The following is a 22,652-nucleotide window of genomic DNA, read 5'->3' on the forward strand; positions in this document are numbered from 1 at the left end:
CATGCTCGCGCGTGCTCAGTCGCGCGGCGGCGGCGTCGCTCTGACGGGCAGGACGGGTTCGCATCGAACCAGATCGGCGCGCTACGGCACGAAAATCGTCCGATCGAAGCCGTTCGAGCGATCAACCGTTGAGCAACGAGCGCGTACTTCGATGAGGCCCTTCCTGCGACGGTCGAGCCGCCGTCGACCCGGACGGGTCGAGCTTGGAAGCAGTTGTATCGAGCGGGACGCAAAGGTTCCGAGAAAAACTTGGCACGGGAGTTGGATACGGATCGCGTGGAACCCGAACGATTCGTCACCCATCCACCCAGGAGAATCCGGAATGTTCACCGACCGAGAGATCGAACTCGTACGCGAGACCTGGAGCAAGGCCTCCGCGGACCCCGATGCGGCGGCCGCGCTCTTCTACGGGAAGCTCTTCGAAACGGCCCCCGCCGTGAAGCCCCTGTTCACGGGCGACATGAAGGACCAGGGGCGAAAGCTCATGCAGATGATCGGCATCGCCGTGAACAACATGGACAAGATCGACGAGATCGTGCCGGCCCTGATCGAGCTCGGAGAGCGCCACGACGACTACGGCGCCGAAGAGGATCACTATCCCGTCGTCGGAGAAGTGCTGATCGACACTTTGAGCACCGCGCTGGGCGACGAGTTCACCGACGAGGCGGAGCTCGCCTGGGCCCACACCTACACCGCGGTGTCCTCGGTGATGTTGTCACGGTGACGTCGCCACGGGTTGCGTCGCACTCGGGCACGGGCTGGTCAACGACTGGGCGTTCCTCGAGCGGTTCTTCGCGATGCGGGCCGGAAGTGGCCCGCCCGCGCCCGCCGCCGCACGTTTCGCCTCGGCACGCTTCTTGAACTCCGTGAGCGCAGTGGTGTGGACCGGCCGTGAGAGAGCACGGCGCGCCCGGTGGCGTCGGTACGGCTCGTCATGCGCCGAAACCAGCCCGCTTCTCCGTAGCAAGTCCGTAGGAAGAGGAACTCGAGACCGTGACCGAGAGAATCGTCGTCGTTGGCAATGGAATGGTGGGGCATCGCTTCTGCGAGGAGCTGCTCGAACGAGACGGTGAGGGTCGCTTCCAGCTGACCGTGATCGCCGAAGAGCCTCGCCCCGCCTATGACCGCGTCGGCTTGAGCGCGTTCTTCGACGGCAAGACGGCCGAGGACCTCGCCCTCGCGACCCCCGAGTGGTACGCGGAGCAGGGCGTCGAGCTCCTCCTCGACGACGCGGTCCACGAGATCGACCGTGAGGCCCGTCAGGTCCGATGCGTTTCGGGCACGGTCCGCCCCTACGACCGGCTCGTGCTCGCCACCGGCTCCATCCCCTTCATTCCTCCGATTCCGGGCACGGAGAAGGAGGGCGTCTTCGTCTACCGCACGATCGAGGATCTCGAGGCGATGGCCGCGTGGGCAGCGCGTGAGGAGACGACCCGGGCCGCCGTGATCGGGGGTGGGCTGCTCGGCCTCGAGGCGGCCAAGGCAGCGGTGGACATGGGTCTCGAGACCCATGTCCTCGAACACGGGGGCCGCCTGATGCCGCGCCAGGTCGACGATTCCGGCGGTCGATTGCTGCGCCGGGCGATCGAATCCCTCGGCGTCTTCGTCCACGTCGAGAGTGGCGCTCAGGAAGTCCGGGGTGGCGACGCGGTCGGCTCGCTGGTCCTGCCGGGAGATCGCGAGCTCGACGTCGACATGGTGATCATCTCCGCGGGGATCAAGGCGCGGGACGACCTCGCCCGTTCCTGTGGCCTGACCGTCGGAGAGCGAGGGGGTGTCCTCGTCGATCGGGGGCTCGTGACGGACGACGAGCACATCTTCGCGATCGGCGAGTGTGCGCTCCACGAGGGCACGATCTACGGGCTCGTCGCGCCGGGCTACGACATGGCGCGCATCCTCGCGCAACGCTTCACCGGCGAAGACGTCGAGTTCGAGGGCGCCGACCTCTCGACGAAGCTCAAGCTGCTCGGCGTCGACGTGGCGAGCTTCGGCGATCCCTTCGCGGACGAGGAGGGCGTCGCTGCGCGCAAGGTCGTGATCGAGGACTCGGTCGCGGGTGTCTATCAGAAGCTCGTCGTGAGCGCGGATGGCGAGCGTCTCCTCGGCGGCATCCTGGTGGGCGATGCCAGTCCCTACATGAGTCTCCTCCAGGCGACTCGGAGCCAGGCGCCGGTCCCGCCCCGCCCGCATCAGCTCCTGACCGGCGTCCCGGACGCAGCCTCCGACGCGACCGATCTCCCGGACGAAGCCCAGATCTGTTCGTGCAACAACGTCGACAAGGGCGACATCGTCGCGGCGATCCGGGATCAGGAGCTGACCACGCTGCCCGAGCTCAAGGCCTGCACGAAGGCCGGGACGGGCTGCGGCGGCTGTCTGCCGATCGTGAAGAACGTGCTCGAGGCCGAGCTCGAGCGCGCCGGGATCACCGTCGACAGGAGCCTCTGCGAGCACTTCGCCTACTCGCGGCAGGAGCTCTTCCAGATCATCAAGATCAATCGGCTCGAGTCCTTCGACGCGGTCCTCGTGAATCATGGAACGGGAAGTGGCTGCGAAGTGTGTCGGCCGGCGGTGGCGTCGATCCTGGCGAGCACCTGGAACGACCCGATCCTGAACCACGCGAACATCCAGGACACGAACGATCGCTTCCTGGCGAACATCCAGCGAGGCGGGACCTACAGCGTGATCCCACGCGTACCCGGCGGCGAGATCACGCCCGAGAAGCTCGTCGTCCTCGGCGAGGTGGCCAAGAAGTACGACCTCTACTGCAAGATCACCGGCGGTCAGCGGATCGACCTGCTCGGAGCGCGCGTCGATCAGCTTCCCGGGATCTGGCGCGAGCTCGTCGAGGCCGGGTTCGAGAGTGGTCATGCCTATGGCAAGGCGCTCCGAACGGTGAAGAGCTGCGTCGGATCGTCGTGGTGCCGCTTCGGCGTCCAGGACTCGACGGGCTTCGCGATCCGCGTCGAGGAGCGCTACCGCGGGATCCGCGCGCCACACAAGGTGAAGAGCGCTGTCTCCGGGTGCGTGCGTGAGTGTGCCGAGGCCCAGAGCAAGGACTTCGGTCTGATCGCGACGGAGAACGGCTGGAACCTCTACCTCAACGGCAACGGGGGATCGACGCCGCGGCACGCGGACCTCTTCGCCACCGACCTGAGCGAGGACGAGGCCATCCAGCTGATCGATCGCTGGTTCATGTACTACATCCACACCGCCAATCCGCTCGAGCGGACGGCCCGCTGGTTCGAGCGACTCGAGGGGGGGCTTCCCGAGCTCCAGGCGATCCTGGTCGAGGACAAGCTGGGAATCTGCGAGAGCCTCGAGAAGGACATGGCGGCGCTCGTCGCGACCTATCAGTGCGAGTGGAAGGGCGTCGTCGAAGACCCCGAGCGCCAGAAGATGTTCACGCACTTCGCGAACGAGGACGGACCCGATCCGTCGCTTCGCTTCATCGAGGAGCGCGGTCAGAAGCGACCCGAGGACTGGAAGACCGAGGAAGCGCCGGCCGAGGAAGAGTCGAACGCGGCCGCCGTGCCCGAGGACGAGTGGACGTGGGTTCCGCTCGGAGACGCGGACACGATTCCGCGCGACTCCGGACGCGCCATGCGGGCCCCGGGCGGCCAGCTCGCGGTCTTCCACCACGCCGGGCGCGACGCCTACTACGCGACGGAGAACCGCTGTCCGCATCAGGGGGACATGGTCCTCGCGCGTGGTCTCGTCGGCTCGGACGGGGAAGAGCCGAAGGTCGCCTGCCCGCTCCACAAGAAGACGTTCTCGCTCCAGAACGGCAAGGGGCTGTCGGATCCGAACTTCTGCGTGGACACGTATCCGGTCGAGGTACGGGACGACGTCCTCTTCGTGAAGCTGCCGCCCGCCCTGGCCGAGGAACCCCCGTCGTGAGCGCCGAGGCGGAATGGGACGCCGCCACCCCGAACCTCGTGGAGCTGCTCCTGGAGGAGCAGCAGACGCTGACGGCGGTGGAGGTGTTCTCGTCGCTGCACGACGAATCGCCCGAGGCGAACGGACGCTACGAGTCGTTGCTCCCGTCCGGGACTCCGGGCGCGGGCGAGCAGCTCTCGTTCCGCGTCGACCTCGACGCGTGCACCGGTTGCAAGGCCTGCGTCACCGCCTGCCACAACCTGAACGGACTGGAGCCCGACGAGACCTGGCGCAAGGTCGGTCTCGTCGAGACCGGGGCGATCTCGGAGTCCGTCGAACGACAGCAGACCGTCACGGCCGCTTGTCATCACTGCGCCGAGCCCGGCTGTCTCGAGGGGTGCCCCGTCCGGGCCTACGAGAAGGATCCGACGACGGGGATCGTCCGCCATCTCGACGATCAGTGCATCGGTTGTCGCTACTGCCAGCTGATGTGTCCCTACGACGTACCGACCTGGTCGGATCGCCTGGGGATCGTCCGCAAGTGCGACATGTGCCACTCGCGGCTGGCCGAGGGCGAGGCGCCGGCCTGCGTCCAGGGCTGCCCGAACGGGGCGATCTCGATCGCGGTCGTCCCGGTCTCGCCGCCGGAAGAAGACGCGGCGCTCCTGCACGTCGTGGAAGGGGCGATGCCGCCCTCGAGCTGGACGCAGCCCTCTACGCGCTACGTCTCGACGCGGGAGACGGCGATCGGAGTCGATGCCGCGGACGCGATTCACGTCGAACCCAACTCGGCGCACATGCCGTTGGCGATCATGCTCGTCCTGACGCAGGCGGCGATCGGCGCGGTCTGGGGGGACGCGCTCCTGCAATCGTTCGTGAGCGGTTCGGCGCCCGGGGCCGCGGTCGTCGTGCCGACCCTCGCGCTGGCGGTCGCCATGCCCGGCCTGGCGGCGAGCGTCGCACATCTCGGTCGTCCCCAGTGGGCCTTCCGCGCGGTCCTCGGTCTCCGGACCTCCTGGATGAGTCGCGAGATCGTGGTGCTCGGCGCGTTCGCCGGCGTCCTCGTCGCCCTCGTGGTCGGGGCGTGGGTCGATGCGGCGGGCCTCGGGGACGCCTCCGTCCTCGGCCGGCTGTCGTCGCTCGCGCGTCTGCCTCTTGCCTGGAGCACCGCGTGGGTCGGGGCGCTCGGTCTCTTCTGTTCAGCGCAGATCTACGCGGCGACTCGACGTCCCTTCTGGACGCTCGGTCGGACCACGTTGCGTTTCGCGGGGTCGGCGGTCTGGGCGGGTGTTGCGGCGGTTCAAGTGGGGTTGGCCGCGGGTGCGGTCACGGCCGCCGGCTCTCCTACGGCCGCCCAGGCCGCTCTCGCCCTGTCGTTGATCGGCATCACGGCGTTGCGAGGGAATCTCGAATCGGGGGCGTTGCTCGAGGCGAGAACCCGCGCCTCGATTCGCGCCTTCGATCGTTCGCGACGACTGCTGCAGGGCCCCCTCCGCCGGACCGCCTCCGCGAGACGGGTCACGCTCGCCGTCGCCGGTTTCGGCGGGCCGCTCCTCCTGCTCTTCGGTCTCGTCGCCGGCTCGGGGGGCGCCGTGCTCGCGGTGGCGGTGGCCACATTCGCGCTCGGGATCTTCTCCGACGTCCTCGAACGGCGCCTCTTCTTCCAGGCGGAGGCGATGCCTTCCATGCCGGGAGCGGGGTAGGGCGGAGCGGTGATGTCGGCGGCCTGGCGATCGAGGGGGACGGATCGATGACTTCGCGATGGCGATCGAGGGGGACGGATCGATGACTTCGCGATGGCGAAAGAACGCGGACGCGCTCGCGAAGCTCGTTCGCAACCACGAGGGACCGCTCACTCAGGAGCTCGTGCGCAAGCCCGGTCGTTTCGGACTCGGCCAGGTGCCGTCTCGTCTCGCGCCGGACGCGGTGGCCCGATCGGTCTGCGGCTTCTGCTCGACGGGCTGCGGCCTGAAGCTCCACCTTCGCGATGGCGTAGCCTGCAACGTCAGTCCGGACCCGGACTACCCGGTCAATCGCGGGATGGCGTGTCCGAAGGGCTGGGAGGTCCTGTCGCCCCTCGACGCGGACGACCGCGCGACGCAGCCGCTGGTGCGGACGGACGACGGAAGCCTCGCGCCAACGACCTGGCCGGAAGCGATGAGGCACTTCACGGAAGGAGTCCGTGGCGTCCAGCAGGCACATGGGGACGCGGCGTTCGCCTTCCTGGGCACGGGCCAGATGCCGACGGAGGAGCTCGCGTTCCTCGGAGCCCTCTCCAAGTTCGGCCTCGGTATGGTGCACGGAGACGGCAACACGCGGCAATGCATGGCGACGGCGGTCGTCTCGTACAAGGAGTCGTTCGGGTTCGACGCGCCACCCTACTCGTATCAGGACTTCGAGGACTCCGACGTCCTCGTCCTGGTCGGCTCGAATCTCTGTATCGCCCACCCGATCCTCTGGGAGCGAATCTGTCGCAACCCCCACGATCCCCGGATCATCGTCGTCGACCCGCGCCGGACGGAGACCGCGGAGGCGGCAACACAGCACGTGCCGCTCAGGCCCAAGTCCGATCTCGTGCTCTTCTACGGGCTGGCGAAGGCACTGATCGAGCGCGGCTGCGTCGACGAGGCGTTCGTCGCTGCGCACACGACGGGCTTCGAGGCGTTCGCCGATTTCGTCGCGGCTTTCGACGAAGACCGCGTGCTGGCGGAGACGGGGATCGACGCGTCCGCGTTCGCGCGTCTGGTCGACACGATCGCGGAGGGCGAGCGGGTCTCGTTCTGGTGGACGATGGGAGTCAACCAGAGTCACGAGGGGGTGCGGGTCGCCCAGTCGCTCATCGACCTCGCGCTCCTGACGGGCAACATCGGCCGACCCGGAACCGGCGCGAACTCGATCACGGGCCAATGCAACGCGATGGGGTCCCGCCTCTTCAGCAATACGACGAACCTGCTCGGGGGACGTGACTTCACGTGCGAGACGGATCGCGCCGACGTCGCCCGTCTGCTGGACATTCCCGTCGAGCGCATTCCGAGCGAGCGGAGTCTCGCCTACGACGAGATCCTGGAAGCAGTGCGCGAAGGACGGATTCGCGGGCTCTGGATCGTGGCGACGAATTCCGCGCACTCGTGGATCGACCAGAACGATTTCCGGGAGCTGCGGGAGAAGCTCGACTTCCTGGTCGTCCAGGACATGTACGCGTCGACCGAGACGGCGGAGATGGCCGATCTCGTCCTTCCCGCGGCGGGTTGGGGCGAGAAGGACGGCACGTTCATCAACTCCGAACGCCGGGTCGGCCGCATCCGAAAGGTGCGGAGGGCGCCGGGGGAGGCGCTCGCCGACTTTCAGATCTTCCGCCTGGTCGCGAACGCCGCGGGTTGCGACGATCTCTTCGAGCGTTGGAAGACGCCCGAGGACGTCTTCGACCTGATGCGGACGCTCTCGCGCGGACGCCCCTGCGACATCTCGGGAATCGAGGGCTACCGAATGCTCGAGGAATCGGGCGGCATGCAGTGGCCCGTGCCCGAGTCCGCGACGGTGGACGGCGCGATGCCCGAGCAGGAACGCCGACTCTTCGCGGACGGTCGGTTCTTCCACGAGGACGGCCGGGCCAGGTTCATCTTCGAAGCGCCTCGTGCCGTGGCCGAGCCGACCGACGAGGCATTCCCGCTGGTCCTCCTGACCGGCCGCGGCTCCTCCGCACAGTGGCACACGGAGACGCGAACCGGGAAATCTCCGACCCTTCGCAAGCTCGCGCCCGCCGAGAGCCAACTCGAGATCCATCCCGACGATGCGTCACGGGCCGGGATCGCGACCGGTGACCGGGTCGCCGTGGCGTCGCGACGGGATCGGCTCGTGGTGCGCGCTCGCGTGACGACCGTGGTCCCTCGCGGTTCGGTCTTCCTCGCGATGCACGATGCTCGCACGAATCGACTGACCCATGCGTCCTTCGATCCCTACTCGCATCAGCCGAGCTACAAGCACGCCGCCGTCTGCATCGAGCCCGCCACCGCCGTCGACTGATGCATCCCTGACCGCGACGTGCCCAACGACGCGGCAGAAGAGACGCGACCGTCCGATCCGTCTTGCGACCGATGCGACCCACGTCGTTTTGCTTGAGGTGATCCGTGCCGGAACGAGTCGCCGGCCGCCCAGGCGCGTCGCTTCAGGCGCGACGCTCGTGTTGGCATCGATCTTGAAGACCATGGCGGCGTCCTCGCGCTTCGAACCGCCCTGATGACGAAAGGCCCAAACCGTGACGCTGACCGAACACGGCACCCCCAACCGGCGATCGAGAACCTTCGCATTCGTTCTCTCGCTGCTGCTCGTTCTCTCCCTTGCTCTCCCCGCCTCATCCGCGGAGCTCGAGCTCGAGAAGGACGAGCTCAAGTTCGGCTTCATCAAGCTGACCGACTGCGCGGCCCTCGTGATCGCGAAGGAGCTCGGGTACTTCGAGGACGAAGGGCTCTTCGTCACTCTCGAGGCGCAAGCGAACTGGAAGATCCTCCTCGACCGCGTGATCAGCGGCGAGCTCGACGGAGCCCACATGCTCTCCGGGCAGCCGATCGGCGCGACCGTCGGAATCGGAACGAAGGCAGACGTGATCACGCCGTTCAGCATGGACTTGAACGGCAACGGCATCACGGTCTCCAACGCGATCTGGGAGGAGATGAAGTCCGTCGACCCCGGGCTCGCCGTCCCGAAGCCCGTCCATCCGATCAGCGCCGACGCGCTGAAGCCGATCGTCGAGGACGCGAAGGAGCTCGGCGAGCCCCTCCGCATGGGGATGGTCTTCCCGGTCTCGACCCACAACTACGAGCTTCGCTACTGGCTCGCCGCGTCGGGTATCAGCCCCGGCTTCTACACGCCCGCGGACACGACCGGGACCACCGACGCGGACGTTCTCCTGTCGGTGACCCCACCCCCGCAGATGCCCGCGACCCTCGATCAGGGGACGATCCAGGGATATTGCGTCGGCGAGCCCTGGAACCAGCAGGCGGTGTTCAAGAAGATCGGCGTCCCGGTCGTCACGAACTACGAAATCTGGAAGAACAACCCGGAGAAGGTCTTCGGCATCACCCGCGACTGGGCCGAGCAGTACCCGAACACCGCGATCGCCGTGACCAAGGCGCTGATCCGGGCCGGCAAGTGGCTCGACGGGAGTCTCGAGAACCGCAAGCAGGCGGTGAAGATCCTGTCCAAGAGCGAGTACGTCGGGGCGGACGAAGAGGTCATCGCCGCGAGCATGACCGGCACCTTCGAATACGCCCGTGGCGACAAGCGGGACATGCCCGACTTCAACGTCTTCTTCCGATACGACGCGACCTATCCCTTCTACAGCGACGCGGTCTGGTTCCTCACGCAGATGCGGCGCTGGGGCCAGATCTCCGAGGCGAAGCCGGACGCGTGGTACGACGAGATGGCGAAGAAGGTCTACCGCCCCGACATCTACATGGCGGCCGCGAAGATGCTCCTCGCCGAGGGGCACCTCTCCGCGAGCGAGGTGCCCGAGACCGACGGCTACAAGGATCCCGACCCGGGGTTCATCGACGGGATCGTCTACGACGGTCGCAAGCCCAACGAGTACCTCTCGAAGTTCGAGATCGGCAACCAGGGCAGTCCCGAGACGGCCGCGCGCTAGGGGCGGATCCCCGCCCCCACCCTCGCTCCCACCACCACACTTGAAGCAGGAGACGCCATGTCTACGGAAGCGCCCGCCCTTCGACCGAAGGGCGCCCTCAAGTCCCGAGTGATCCGGACACTCGAGGGATTGGGCCTCGAGATCTTCGTTCCAGCCATCCGACTCGCAACCGGAGAAGAGCCCGCCGCGCAGGTGCGTGACCTGATGAAGTCGGTCGGCGTTCCGCTCCTCTCGATCGGGGTCTTCCTCGTCCTCTGGGCGTCGCTGGCCGCCTCGGTCGAGACCAGCATCGGGTCGGTCCCCGGCCCGACGCAGGTCTGGACCGAAGCGAAGTCGCTGGTCGACGAGCACTACGCCGAGCGCGCGAAGGAGGTCGCCTTCTACGAGCGGATGGCGAAGAAGAAGGAGGAGTGGCTCGCGAAGGGGAAGACCTGGAAGGACCGGAAGTACTCCGGGAAGCCGACCTATTTCGACCAGATCTGGACGAGTCTCCAGACCGTGTTCGCCGGGTTCCTGGTCGCTTCACTCCTGGCGGTCCCAATCGGGATCCTCTGCGGTCTGTCGACGACGATGAATGCGGCCTTCGCGCCGCTCATCCAGGTCTTCAAGCCGGTCTCGCCCCTGGCGTGGCTGCCGATCGTGATGATCCTGGTGAGCGCGCTCTATACCTCCGAGGATCCCTTCTTCGAGAAATCGTTCATCAGCTCGGCGCTGACGGTGAGTCTCTGCTCGCTCTGGCCGACCCTCGTGAATACCGCGCTCGGCGTCGCGTCGGTCGACCAGGATCACCTGAACGTGGCGCGGGTGCTCAAGCTTCCGTGGTCGACGCGGGTGTTCAAGATCGTCGTGCCCTCGGCGCTGCCGCTGATCTTCACCGGGCTGCGACTCTCTCTTGGCGTCGGCTGGATGGTGCTGATCGCGGCGGAGATGCTGGCCCAGAACCCGGGCCTCGGGAAATTCGTCTGGGACATGTTCCAGAACGGCAGCTCTCAGACGTTGGCCCAGATCATGGTCGCGGTGTTCACGATCGGCCTCATCGGATTCGCGCTCGATCGGCTGATGGTCGCCCTCCAGCGTTCGGTCAGCTTCGACGGCACGGTGTCGGCATGACGACGACCACGACGACCCCGGTCACGGAGACCGAGGAGCAGCAGCTCTCGATCGGATTCAGCGTGAGGAACGAGGCGCCGCAGCCCCAGGCACAGCCCTTCCTCGAGCTCTCGGGGGTCAGCAAGTCGTTCGGGGAGGCGGCCTCTCGGACCGAGGTCCTCTCGGAGATCGATCTTTCCGTCCGCGAAGGCGAGTTCCTCGCGATCGTCGGCTTCTCCGGCAGCGGCAAGACGACCCTGATCAACCTGATCGCGGGGCTCGTCGAGGCGGACGAGGGCAAGATCGAGCTCGACGGCAAGCCGATCACGGGGCCGGGCCCCGACCGGGGCGTCGTCTTCCAGAGCTACGCGCTGCTGCCCTGGCTCACGGTCATGCAGAACGTCCAATTGGCGGTCGACTCGGTCTTCCGGGACGCGTCCGCCGCGGACCGCGAGGCACGGGCGCGAAGCTACGTGGAGATGGTCGGGCTCGGCGCCGCGCACTGGAAGTATCCGCGGGAGCTGTCCGGCGGAATGCGGCAGCGCGTGAGCGTCGCGCGTGGGCTCGCCATGGATCCCAAGATCCTGCTCCTCGACGAGCCGCTCTCGGCGCTGGACGCGCTCACCCGGGCGACGCTCCAGACCGAGATCGAACAGATCTGGGCAGCGGATCGGAAGACGGTCGTCCTCATCACGAACGACGTGGACGAAGCGATCCTGCTCGCGGATCGGATCATTCCACTCCGCCCCGGGCCGCGTGCTTCGCTCGGGCCGGCGTTCGACGTGCCACTCGAACGGCCGCGAGACCGGACAGCGGTCAACGATGATCCGCAGTTCAAGAAGATCCGAAACGAGATCACCCACTACCTGATGGCCGTGAGTCGTCAGGCGGCTCGAAGCTCGAGCCGATCGCGGGTGCGCAAGCCCGACGCCAAGCCGCTGGACCTTCGTCCCCGCAGCCTGCCGTCGGCGAGGTAGCGACGAACATGGCTGGATTCCTCGAAACGATCGCCCTGTCGAAGGTCTACGACACGCCGGACGGGCCGCTTCCCGTCGTCGAAGGCTTCGAGCTCGAAGTGGCCGAAGGCGAGTTCATCGCGCTCATCGGTCACTCCGGATGCGGCAAGTCGACGGTCTTGCAGATGATCGCCGGCTTGAACGACATCTCCGATGGCAACGTGGTGCTCGATGCGCGCGAGATCGACGGACCCGGGCCGGATCGTGGCGTGGTCTTCCAGGCCCCCTGCCTGCTTCCCTGGATGACTGCTCGGGAGAACGTCCGGCTGGGGGTCGACCAGGTCTATTCGCACGTCGACGAGCAGACCCGGAGCGACATCGTGGACTACCACCTGGTTCTCGTCGGGCTCGGCGACGCGATGGACAAGCGGCCGGCAGAGCTCTCGAACGGGATGCGCCAGCGCGTCGGCCTCGCCCGCGCGTTCGCGCTCTCGCCGAAGATGCTCCTGCTCGACGAGCCCTTCGGCATGCTCGATTCGCTCACCCGTGTCGAACTCCAGGAGGTCCTGCTGGACATCTGGACCGAAGATCGAATGACCGCGCTCATGGTCACCCACGACGTGGACGAGGCGCTCTTCCTCGCCGATCGCGTGGTGATGATGACGTCCGGTCCCCGCGCCCGCGTGGGCCGGATCCTCGACGTTCCCTTCGGACGGCCGCGCGACCGCGCGGAGGTCCTCGAGCATCCCGACTACTACCGCCTCCGCGGCGAGCTGATCGGATTCCTCGAGGGGGAAGACCAAGCGCGCGCTGCGTGAGTCCGCCCCTTCCTCGGCTACCCGTTCTCGCCCTTCTCGCGAGACCGCACTCGCTTCGTCCCTGCTCCGCCGCCACCAACCACCTGAAACGGAAAAGGATGCGACCGAAAACCCCGACTGACCGAAGGATGCTCTGCCGCGCAGGTCTGCGCCTCGCGGTGACGGCATCACTCCTGGTGAATCTCCCCTCCTTCTCGCTCGCCGAGGAGTCCCCGCCGAAGAGCAGCCTCGACGAAGCGCTCGCAGTCATCACCGACGCCAAGCCCATCATCCATTCGACCGCACGCTGGGAATACGGCAAGGCCAACGGCCTGGAACACTCGCACGGGGCGACCCTGCGAACGCGCTTCGGCGTCCAGTCCGGGACCTACAAGGGCTTCACCGCCCTGGTGGAGGGCGTGAATACGTTCTCGCCCTTCTCGAGCGAATACTTCGATGGCCAGGCGCCGAACTCGCGCGGGCAGACGCCGGTCGCGGACCCCGAGCGGACCGACGTGAACCGGTTCTGGCTCGAGTTCGGCAAGAAGGAGTGGGCGGGGAGCAAGCTCAAGAGTGGTCGGCAGCGGATCAAGCTCGATGACGATCGGTGGATCGGGAACGTCGGATGGCGCCAGAACGAGCAGACGTTCGATGCGGCCCGTTTCCAGACGAGTCTCGGCGTGGACGACCTGGTCCTCCAGTACGTCTACGCGTGGGAGGTGAACCGGATCTTCGCGGACGTCGGAGCGCCGGGTCAGCTCGACTTCGACCCGAACGCCCACTTCTTCAACGTGGGATATAAGGTGAACGAGTCGCTCAAGGCGGTCGCTTTCGCCTACCTGATCGATCCGGACTCGCCCGCGTACTCGGCCTTCGGTTCCGCCACCTACGGGGCGCGCTTCACGGGTGCGATTCCGCTCAACGACGACTTTTCGATCCCCTACCAGGCTTCGTATGCCTACCAGACGGACTGGGGTCGCAATCAGGTCTCGTACGGCGCGCACTATGCCTACGTCGAAGCAGGGCTCAAGTTCAAGCCGATCGGCACGCTCGCCGCGGGCTACGAGCACCTCGGCAGCGATACCGACGCGCGGATCGTGACCCCGTTCTCCACGGCGCACAAGTTCAACGGCTTCGCGGACGTGTTCCTGAACAACGGCGGCTTGCGGGGACTGCGTGACTTCTACGTCTCGTTCGCGCCGAAGATGCCCTTCAAGGGATGGACGGCGAAGGTCTGGTTCCACCAGTTCTGGGACGACCAGGGTGGAGACAACCTGGGCCAGGAGTACAACCTCGTCACCAGCTACAAGTTGAACAAGCACATCTCCTTCCTGTGGAAGGCAGCGTACTTCGACGGGGGGAAGAACCGGTCGCCGAACGCGTCGGTCACGCGGAGCATCCTGCAGACGACGTTCAAGTTCTGAGCAGCGCGGGGCGGGAGGCTCGGCGGTCGCGAGACCGCGAGGCTCCCCGCCCTGGGCCGATCGCGGGCGCCGCCGCGGAGCGAGCAGGACGGGCCTAGACGGTCGGTTCGTTCCGCCGCCGGCCGACGTAGAGCGCGACGAGTCGGGCGACGAAGATCGTCAGGTAGAGCTGGCCGATCAGCGCCTCCGAGACGGCGAACATCTGGGCGAGGTCGCTCCGCGGGGCGATGTCGCCGTAGCCGAGGGTCGTGAGCGTCACGAAGCTGAAGTAGAGCAGCTGGGTCGCGTGCCGGGACCGATCTTCCATCGGGATCGGCGGCGCGCCCGAGGTGAAGGCATCGGGATCGAGCTGGGCGAGCAGGATGAACGCCACGGCGAAGCACAGGCCCACCAGCAGATAGACGCAGATCCCCCCGACGATCGTGTCGCGGGACACCTGATCGGCCTGGATCAAGCCGTTCAACATGACCAGGGTGGTCAGGCCGAGGAGCGCGAGCGCGATCAGCCCCGAGATGACCCGGACGGTCGTCGCATCCGTGTACTCGGCGAGCCCGAGGCCGACGATCGCCGCACCCCCGAGCCCGATGGCGACCAGGAAGATGCCGCGTTGGTGGCTGTTCACGACGACGGCGGCGACCATCACCAGCGCGAGCATGGGCGGGAATCCCGCAGATCGTCCGGTCGCGATCTGCACCAGGGGCAGCGCGACGAGGAGGAGGATGAGGGAGCCCAACAGGACGGCGTGGCGCCCGAAGGCGCCCTCGTCCTCGTCGCTTTTCGCGAGCGTGCGGAGCCAGGACATCACGCCGAGAGAGTAGACGACCTCGTTGCGATCTGGCGTGGTCGGGTGCTCAGTACTCCAGGTCGTAGGCGAGCTTCTGAAGGAAGACGATCGCGCCGCCGGGAGGTGGTCGGAACGGGGCGGCGCGACGAATGGCTTCCTCCGTGGCGCGAAGGAGGACGCGAGGCGCATCGGAGCGTGAACGGATGGCGTCGACTTCGCCGTCCGGTCCGATCTCGATCTCGACGAGTACGTCACTGGTGATCTTGCGCTTCCGCGCGAGGCGGGGATAGCGTTGTTGTCGCTCGACGAGGTTGCTCGCGTAGTCGACGTACTCCGCGCGCTCGTCCCGGTCGACGCCCTGGGGTGCAATCGGAGCCGGTTCCGAAGGCGGCGCCGCCGACACGTCAGGCAGGGTCGGCGTCTGACGCACGGTCTCGACGGGTTCGGCCGCGGCGACCCGGACCGTCTCCGGAACGGGCTTGGGCTCGGGCTGCTTTTCGACGGGCCTGGGCTTCGGGGGCGGCGGGGGAGCGGGCTCGACCGGAGGCGGCGGAGGTGCCGCTGCCGGCTCCGGAACCGCAGGAGCGGGCTGGAAGAGTCGGACCGCGACCACCTTCTCCTCGCCGAAGTCGACGCGTCGGACCGACGTGCGGTCCGACAGGAACCACGCCGCCGCCGCGTGGGCGACGAGCGAGATCGCGAGGGCGATCGCGAAGACGGGGTTCCTGTCGTTGCGCATCGGTCGGCGTCTACTTCGTCAGGATCAAGCGGTTGTTTCGCGTCAGGCGGAGCGTGTACACCTCGCCTTCGTGCTCGATCTGCAGGATGCCCTTCGGTCCGAGCATCTCACCGGCGCGCACGCGCTTGATCGTGTCCGCGGGATCTTCCGCGGATCCATCGTGCGTACAGTCCACGGTGGTTTCTCCAGGTTGGGGCGACAGGATTTTGTCGCCGCGTGGGTCGGCTCGCGGAGCCTTTCGAAGCGCTTCAACGGCGCCGGCGACGCACGGCCGAGAGGGCGAGCGTGCCGAACGCGAGTCCCGTGCCCAGGCCGGGCTCCGGGACCTCCGTCGTGAGAATGAGGTTGGCCTTCAGCGAGTCCGGGATCGACGGGTCCGCCTCGAGCGAGTGCATGCCGAAGCCGCGTCCCTGGTCGTTCGTGATCGCGACGCCGTAGTTCGGTGCACCGTTGTAGATCCAGTCGAAGACGACGGGCCAGGCGTCGCAGAGGACCGAGCCGAGGGTCGTAATGTTCGTGATGCTGTCGAAGGCGGGGTCGAAATCGGGCTTGTTGATCCAGTTGAGCGTCGTCTGGTTCCAATCCTCGGTGATCCGATGGCAGTTGAGGTCGGCGGGGTCCGTCGAAGGGTCTCCGAAGCCCGTGTTCTCGATGTCCCAGGTCACGAGGACTTCGGCGTCCACGAGGACGTGGCCCGCCGGAATGTCCGACAGGTCCACGTCGAACCAGAGGAAGGTCTCGAGCTGGTGCTGCGAACCGCCTTCCTCGTCCTCGCCTCGGAGCGCCCAGACCGATGGGTTGTTGAAGCGGATCAGGCTCGGCAGGAAGGAGTACGGCGCCGTGTCCTCGCTGACGAGGATCGGGATGACGTCGGCCCGCGCGGGCGGGGCGAGCGAGAGGAGAGGGGCCGCGATCAGGACGAGCGCGGCGAGCGCGTGAGCGATTCTGCGATTCATCATGGCATGTCCTTGGAGAGCGTTGGGTGCGCTGGCGGCGGCTGACGCGATTGGGTGCGATGCGACGGTCGAGGGACTGGCTAGGGCCAGCGCGCCTCCACGCCGCCGACGAAGGAGCGCCCGCGGACCCGGTAGGAGTCCACGACGCGGTTGTCGTTCAGGTTGTTGCCCTGGAAGAAGAGTCGGATGTCCGCCCCCAGGAGCGGCTCGAGGTCCTGGTTGATCCGAGCGTCGCAATCGAACGAGTCGCGCGACTTGTCGGTCGTGGTGAAGCTCGGCAGGCCCGTACCCGTGCCCTCGACGAAAGCGCGGTCCCGCCAGCTCGCGCGGACCGTGAGGCTCGTCCCGATCTTCTTCGCGCGAAGGATCAGCTTGCCGTTCGCGATGTGGCGAGGGGAGTTCGGGAGCTCGTCGAGAATCAGCGTGTCCGACTTGATGTCGGTCTGGAGCCACGTGTAGCCGAGGTTCAGCTCGACCCATTCCCACGGTCGGATCTCGACGCGGGCCTCGGCGCCCCAGGTGCGCAGCCGGTCGAGGTTGCTCCGCTCGAAGACGTTCCTCCGGATCGGCACGATCTCGTCGGTACAGCGCACGCCGAAGAGCGCGCACTGAATCGGGTCCGCGGCGCGGAACGCCTCCCGGACGATGACCTGTCGCCCCTGGAAGGACGATCGGATGCTGTCGTCGACTTCGTTGAAGAACCCCGAAACCGTTCCGGAGATCCAGCGCTTCGGATTGGCTTCGACGCTCGCGCGCACGGCCCAGGTCGTCTCCTGCTTCAAGCTCGAGTTTCCGGCGAGGAAGTAGCTGCCGCCGCCCTGGGGCACGGGCGGTTGGTAGAGGTCCCGAAGCGAGGGGTAGAGCGCGGCGCGCCCCGCGGAGACTCGAAGCTTGATCGCGCGTTCCGCGTCGAACCTGTATGGCGTGTAGAGAATCGCCATCTGCGGGAGCAGCTCCGGCTTGAACTGCGAGTTCATCTCGTAGCGGAGCCCGCCCTCGATCGAGAAGTTTTCGGTGAACTCCGACTCGGTCACGATGAAGAAGCCCGCCTGACCGTATCGACGGGCGACGTCCTCGATCATGAAATCGGGGTTCTCGATCGTGTCGGGGACCGGGCCCTCGTCGAGGTTGATCCCGTTCGCCAACAGGTCGGCGCCGACCTCGATCAGGTGCGTCGTGTCTCCCCACTCGACGTAGGTGCTCGCGCCCAGCTGGACGCGCTCGCTGTCGTCCCGCAGCTCGAACTCGCGACCCGTCGTCGTGTCGAGCGTCCAGTGGAAGATCGTGACCTTTGCGTAGAGCTCGGTCGCGTCGCTCACGGCGACCTTCGTTTCGACGTTGGCGAGGAATCGCTCCTGCTCGGCCCGCGAGTCGATCTCGCCGTCGTCGATCGCGAAGCCTTCGTTTCGCTTCACGTAGCCGAATCGGGCGACGAGCTCGGAGTTCTCACTCGGTCGGCCCGCGATCGTCGTGTAGACGTCGGTCTTCTTCTGGAAAGAGCCCTCTCCGAAAGTCAGCTGAATTCCATCTTGCGGGTCCGTGCTGCCGGGGAAGGGATCGCGGAAGCCGCCGAAGCGGTTGTAGTCGGCGATCACGCTCGCGCCCCAGTTCGGCCCGCCATACGCGCCGCTCCCGCCCATGCGCATCCGGCGCTGGTCGCCACCCGCGAAGGTGGCACCGACCCGCCAGCCGTCGGTCGGCGGCGGCTTGGTCACGAAGTTGATCACGCCGCCGCCGGCCCGGGCCGTGTAGCGGAGCGCCTGCGGTCCGCGGAGGATCTCGATCTTCTCGAGGTCGAAGAAGAGGAGGTCGCCGAGGTCGGCCGCTTCCTGGTTCTCACCGGAATAGCGCTGGCCATTCACCAGCAGCTCCGTGTACTCCGGCGGCAGGCCGTCGATCGAGACTGCACCCTGCTGGCCCTGGACCCGCGCCTGGATACGGATGCCCGGGATCGCGTCGAGGGCTTCGATCGGGGTGGTCGCAGGAAGGTCGGCGATGTCCTCCTCGGTCAGGACTTCGGTCTCGACCGGCGTGTCCTGGTAGAGCTCGGCCGGTCGGATCACCGAGTCGGTCACGAAGATGGTCTCGGCTTCCAGGATCTCACCCGAGTCCGAGCGATCCCGTTCCGGCTCCTCGTCGGCGTGCGAGGACAGGGGGGCGAGCAAGCTGAGGGCGGTGAAGAAGGCCATGTAGAAGGCCACGCGAGCGCGAATCAAGGGGGTTTTCCGGATCGGTTCCCTGTGGGGGTGAGCCGAGGTCGGTCCTGGCGGCCCGCGGCGGGCCTGCTTGGGGCTCGAAATCGAGCGAACGGCATTCTAAAGAACTTGAAATTCATTTTCAATATGGTTCAATGCGCCTCGCCGGAGACACCCTTCCGGGGAGAGACGCCGGTCAGGCCGGCTCGCCCACCCTCCGCCCGGCCATCGCATTCACGACGCGCGGGGACACCACCCCAGCCATTCGAAAACCTGAAGGAGCCCGCCCGCCCGAGGGTCGGCTCCGCCTGGAGACCCCGAGATGGCCGAGTCGGCCCCCCACGACTGGACCGCGACACGTTTCTTCGACCTTCTCCAGAAGCTCGGGCGCCTGCGCGTGATCTCCGTCTGCGGCCCGAGCGTCTTCGAGGCGATCTGCGAGGCGGGTCCCTACGACGTCCAGGGCGGCTCGATCAACATGGTCACGCCCGATTTCCACTGGCATTTCGCCCACGCGCGCCTCGGCTTCCTCCAGTCGCACGACACGACCCACGCGCGCTCGGGCCGGCGGGTCCTCTTCTTCTCGCTTCACGAGACACAGGACGACGCACCCTTTCTTCGCATCTACGTCTATCGCCCGCCGAACGAAGAGTTCGACCCGGCAGTGATCGACGTCTTCCAGGCCGCCCACGCCGAGCTCGAATCCGGTCTCGCGGTGGGTGCCGAGGAGAGCTCGTGAGCTCCTTCCGAACCATTCGTCGACGCCGCTGCCTTGCTCTGGCCCTCTCCGTGGCCGTCGGATGTCTCGCCGCGCCGATCGCCGCGCTCGCAGACGCGCCCGCCGAACGCCTGCGCGTGGCGACGCTCCTCCCCTTCGTCGAGGACGCCGTGCGGATCGCGTCCGACCGCGCGGTGGTCGTGGCGAGCGTTCGGCGAAGCGTCCACTCACCCCTCGCCGAGGGCGTGATCGATCTAGGCAATCCGCACGGTCCCAACATGGAGAAGCTCGCCGAAGCGCGACCGGACGTCGTGATCGGCGACGCGAGTGTCCATGCCCGGTTCGCCTCGGCGCTCTCGGGTTCGGGGGCGAAGCTGTTGATGCTCGAGACGTCGGGCGTGGATTCGACGCTCGAGGCCCTCTCACGGGTCTCCGAAGCGATCGGCGGCAGCGCGGCGCTCGACGAGAAGATCGACGCGGCCCGCGACGAGATCGCGAGACTCTCGGTGGACGGGAAGCCGAAGATCCTGACCCTCTTCGGGTCACCGGGCACGTTCTACGTGATGACCGATCGGGCCTGGCTCGGCGATCTCGCGAAGAGCGTGGGCTTCGAGGCCACGGTGTCCGACGGCGGGAACGAGCGATTCCCGGGCCTCGTCCCGGTCTCCGACGAGATCATGGCGATCGCCCGCCCCGACCTCGTGCTCCTGATCGCGCACGGCAACCCCACCCAGATCCGCGCCGAGCTCGATCGCCGCGTCGAGCGCGGCGGACCCTGGGCCGGGCTCGCGAAGGCTCGGCTCGGCGTGCACGTGCTCGATCCGATGCTCTTCAGTGCGAACCCGGGTCTGGCGCTGACCGAGGCGGCGAAGGAACTCGTCCGGCTCGGGACCGAGACGCAGGGGGTGGGCGCTCAGTGAACGCGCTGGTCTGGCAGGTCCGCTCTCGCGCCGAGCTGCTCTTCGAGCAGCCGATGGCGTGGACCGTCGTGACGGGCATCGCACTCCTCGTGGCGGGGGCCCTCGCGACCGCCCAGGGCGCCGTCGATCTGTCGATGCTCCAGCTGCCCGCCTCGATCCTCGACGCCGATCATCCCTTCCACGGCGTGATCTGGGACGTGCGTCTACCCCGCGTCGCCTGCGGCGCGCTCGTCGGTCTCGACCTCGCGCTGGCCGGGGCACTGCTCCAGACGACGGTCCGGAATCCGCTCGCCGATCCCGGGATCCTCGGGGTGACGGCCGGAGCCGGCGTGGGCGCGCTTGCCGTGATCTTGTTCCTACCGGGGCAGGGCGACCTCGTGCCGTGGGCCGGCTTCGTGGGTGCCGTCGCGACGATCGTCGTGCTGCTGGGTCTCGCCGCGACGAAGGATGGACAGACTGGCGCGCTCCGGATCGTGCTCTCCGGCGTCGCGCTGCAAGCGCTGCTCTTCGCCGTCATCTCCCTGATGACGTACATCTACGCCGATCGCGCGCCGGCCTTCACCGCCTACGTGGTTGGCTCGTTGAACGGGCTCGGCTGGACCGACGTACAGCGCATGATCCTTCCCACAGTCGTCGGTCTGGTCGCCGTCGTCGCCTATCAGCGCACGCTGAACCTGCTCCTCCTGGACGACAGCGCGGCCAGCGGCGTCGGCGTGCCGGTGGTCCAGGCCCGCCTCGGCGCAGCGGTCGTCGCCGCGCTCCTGACCGCAGCGGCCGTGAGCGCCGCGGGCCTGATCGGGTTCGTCGGCCTCGTCGTGCCGAACGCGATCCGGCTGCTCGTGGGTCCGGAACACAAGGCGCTCCTGCCCGCGACCGCGCTCGGCGGGGCCGCGCTGGTGATCTTCGCGGATCTCATCGCACGGACCGCGCTCTCGCCCCTCGAGCTGCCCGTCGGTGCGCTGCTCTCGATGGTCGGTGGGCCCTATTTCCTCTACCTGCTCTGGAAGAAGCTGCCGTGAGTGCTGCCGCCGTCGAGAGCCGCGAGCCGGCCATCGCGATCGAAGCGAAGCGACTCCACGTCCGTCATCCGGGCGTCGACCGCGACGTACTGCGGGATGCATCCCTCAAGATCCGGGAGGGAGAGATCCTGGCGTTGGTCGGGCCGAACGGCTCCGGCAAATCGACGCTGATCCGCGCACTCGGTCGCGACCTCGATCCCCGACGGGGAGAGATCGAAGTCGAAGGCGAGCCGCTCTCGAACTACGCCCGACGCCGTCTCGCGCGTCGCGTCGCGCGTCTGCCGCAGGATCCGACGACGCCCGAGGGCCTGACCGTCGAGGCGCTCGTGGAGTGTGGTCGCCATCCGCACGTCGGCTCGTTCGGCCGCCTCGGAAGCCGGGACCTGGCGATCGTCGCCGAGGCGCTCGAGGCGGTCGAGATCGCCGACTTCCGGACACGACCGCTCGAGACGCTCTCCGGCGGCGAGCGGCGTCGGGCCTGGATTGCGATGGCGATCGCGCAGGAGCCCCGGGTGCTCCTGCTCGACGAGCCGACCACGGCCCTGGATCTTCGACACCAGTTCGAGCTCCTCGACCTGCTCGTCCGTCTCAACCGGGAGCGGGGCACGACGATCGTTCTCTCGATCCACGATCTCGAGCACGCGGCCCACGTCGCCGATCGGGTCGCCGTCTTGAGCCGCGGGCGCGTCTACGCAGTCGGGCCGCCGGCGCAGGTCCTCTCTGAGGAGACCCTGCTCGACGTCTTCCGGGTCGAGTCGAAGATCTCGGACGAGGACGGCGACCTCACCCTACGCATCCTCGGACCGGGCGACCCGATCCGGAATTTCTGAGAACCCGCCCGCTCCCACCCCGGGAGCGGACCGAATGGAGAAACGTACATGTCGACCGAAGCGACGCCGCTGCCCAAGGAGTTCCTGAACTGGCAGGTGACTCTGCGGCATTTCACGATGACCGATCGGAACGGCGCGCCGCACATCGGCGTGGTGCCGACCGTGACCGTCAAGCGTCCCGGCGCGCACCTCGGCGTGATCCAGCACAGCATCGTCTGCGGTCTGCTTCCGCACGATCGTCTCCGCGCGGCGAAGACCCGGGAGTTTCGAGATCTGTACGAGAGCCACATCGAGAACGGCGCCCGAGCGGTCTACGACGTCGGCGTGGAGTACCTGCTCGACTACTACGTCTCGAGTGACGACTTCGATCCGGGGAGTGTCACGTCCCTCGTTCCCGAAGACTGCGCCCTCGTCGACGCCCTCAAGGCCGAGCCGAAGTGCACGCTCTCGTTCAACGTGTTCAACACGGAGGAGCCGCAGGCGATCGGCGGCCCGCGTTGTCAGCAAATCGACTGCGTCGTCGAGGTCCTCTCCGAGGGAGAGGTCTACGACAACGTCTGGTGGCACAACACCCTCTTTCACGGAATGGCGGACGAGCACGTCGTCCTCCATTTCAAGCACCAGCGAAGCTGGGATACCCGCTTCGGTGGAATTCAGGCCCTGAGAGGCTGAATCAGAACTTGCCCGCCAGCCTGTGTCTTCGATGCC

At 67.3% G+C, this 22,652-nt stretch carries 17 protein-coding genes and 1 pseudogene; 13 read left to right on the forward strand and 5 right to left on the reverse strand.

What is annotated here, in order from left to right; translation table 11 throughout:
• The first annotated feature begins 322 nt into the window (after positions 1-322).
• The 8 genes and pseudogenes from NXI30_08180 (at position 323) to NXI30_08215 (ending at position 13,783) form a co-directional block, all read left to right on the forward strand.
• Complete coding sequence (locus NXI30_08180) at positions 323-724, forward strand: globin domain-containing protein (protein MCR9094180.1); 402 nt, start codon at positions 323-325, stop codon at positions 722-724.
• Between the two features lie 269 nt (positions 725-993).
• Positions 994-3,897, forward strand: coding sequence for a nitrite reductase large subunit NirB (gene nirB / locus NXI30_08185; GenBank protein MCR9094181.1), 2,904 nt, complete (start codon positions 994-996; stop codon positions 3,895-3,897).
• On the forward strand, positions 3,894-5,579 hold the full coding sequence (locus tag NXI30_08190) for a dimethyl sulfoxide reductase anchor subunit (GenBank protein MCR9094182.1): 1,686 nt from the start codon (positions 3,894-3,896) through the stop codon (positions 5,577-5,579). Before nirB ends, NXI30_08190 begins: the two co-directional genes overlap by 4 nt.
• Before the next feature lie 82 nt (positions 5,580-5,661).
• Positions 5,662-7,899, forward strand: a complete 2,238-nt coding sequence (locus NXI30_08195) for a nitrate reductase (GenBank protein MCR9094183.1) — start codon at positions 5,662-5,664, stop codon at positions 7,897-7,899.
• A gap of 295 nt (positions 7,900-8,194) precedes the next feature.
• Positions 8,195-9,517, forward strand: a complete 1,323-nt coding sequence (locus tag NXI30_08200) for an ABC transporter substrate-binding protein (protein MCR9094184.1) — start codon at positions 8,195-8,197, stop codon at positions 9,515-9,517.
• Positions 9,518-9,574: 57 nt separating this feature from the next.
• Positions 9,575-10,627: an ABC transporter permease gene (locus NXI30_08205; protein MCR9094185.1), complete on the forward strand. Its 1,053-nt coding sequence runs from the start codon at positions 9,575-9,577 to the stop codon at positions 10,625-10,627.
• Between the two features lie 62 nt (positions 10,628-10,689).
• Positions 10,690-12,380 (forward strand): annotated as a pseudogene (locus NXI30_08210) (nitrate ABC transporter ATP-binding protein).
• A 158-nt stretch (positions 12,381-12,538) separates the two neighbouring features.
• Entirely contained in the window at positions 12,539-13,783 is a 1,245-nt protein-coding gene (locus NXI30_08215) for an alginate export family protein (protein ID MCR9094186.1), read from the forward strand.
• 94 nt (positions 13,784-13,877) lie between these two features.
• Here NXI30_08215 and NXI30_08220 read toward each other — a convergent pair whose 3' ends face one another.
• From NXI30_08220 to NXI30_08240, 5 genes are all read right to left on the reverse strand, one after another.
• Entirely contained in the window at positions 13,878-14,585 is a 708-nt protein-coding gene (locus NXI30_08220; GenBank protein MCR9094187.1) for a potassium channel family protein, read from the reverse strand.
• 49 nt (positions 14,586-14,634) lie between these two features.
• Positions 14,635-15,306, reverse strand: coding sequence for a TonB family protein (locus NXI30_08225; protein MCR9094188.1), 672 nt, complete (start codon positions 15,304-15,306; stop codon positions 14,635-14,637).
• A gap of 10 nt (positions 15,307-15,316) precedes the next feature.
• Positions 15,317-15,481: a hemin uptake protein HemP gene (locus tag NXI30_08230; GenBank protein MCR9094189.1), complete on the reverse strand. Its 165-nt coding sequence runs from the start codon at positions 15,479-15,481 to the stop codon at positions 15,317-15,319.
• 73 nt (positions 15,482-15,554) lie between these two features.
• Positions 15,555-16,265 (reverse strand): DNRLRE domain-containing protein, encoded by a 711-nt coding sequence (locus tag NXI30_08235; GenBank protein MCR9094190.1) that lies wholly within the window; start codon positions 16,263-16,265, stop codon positions 15,555-15,557.
• Positions 16,266-16,342: 77 nt separating this feature from the next.
• Positions 16,343-18,478, reverse strand: coding sequence for a TonB-dependent receptor (locus NXI30_08240; GenBank protein MCR9094191.1), 2,136 nt, complete (start codon positions 18,476-18,478; stop codon positions 16,343-16,345).
• Positions 18,479-18,779: 301 nt separating this feature from the next.
• On the opposite strand from NXI30_08240, the gene NXI30_08245 reads away from it, so the two are divergent.
• Genes NXI30_08245 through NXI30_08265 form a run of 5 tightly spaced genes read left to right on the forward strand, consistent with a single transcriptional unit; the run spans position 18,780 to position 22,616 of the window.
• The gene (locus tag NXI30_08245; protein ID MCR9094192.1) at positions 18,780-19,196 is read left to right on the forward strand and encodes a hypothetical protein; all 417 of its coding nucleotides are present in this window, start codon (positions 18,780-18,782) and stop codon (positions 19,194-19,196) included.
• Positions 19,193-20,095 carry an ABC transporter substrate-binding protein gene (locus NXI30_08250; protein MCR9094193.1) on the forward strand — a complete coding sequence of 301 codons (903 nt, stop codon included), beginning with the start codon at positions 19,193-19,195 and terminating at the stop codon, positions 20,093-20,095. Before NXI30_08245 ends, NXI30_08250 begins: the two co-directional genes overlap by 4 nt.
• Positions 20,092-21,114, forward strand: coding sequence for an iron ABC transporter permease (locus NXI30_08255; GenBank protein ID MCR9094194.1), 1,023 nt, complete (start codon positions 20,092-20,094; stop codon positions 21,112-21,114). Before NXI30_08250 ends, NXI30_08255 begins: the two co-directional genes overlap by 4 nt.
• Positions 21,111-21,944 (forward strand): ABC transporter ATP-binding protein, encoded by an 834-nt coding sequence (locus NXI30_08260; protein ID MCR9094195.1) that lies wholly within the window; start codon positions 21,111-21,113, stop codon positions 21,942-21,944. Before NXI30_08255 ends, NXI30_08260 begins: the two co-directional genes overlap by 4 nt.
• A 48-nt stretch (positions 21,945-21,992) precedes the next feature.
• A complete protein-coding gene (locus NXI30_08265; GenBank protein MCR9094196.1) occupies positions 21,993-22,616 on the forward strand; it encodes a hypothetical protein in 624 nt (207 codons plus the stop codon).
• The last annotated feature ends 36 nt before the right edge of the window (positions 22,617-22,652 follow it).

This window comes from bacterium (assembly GCA_024742285.1).
In the GTDB taxonomy this organism is placed as follows: domain Bacteria; phylum Myxococcota_A; class UBA9160; order UBA9160; family UBA4427; genus UBA4427.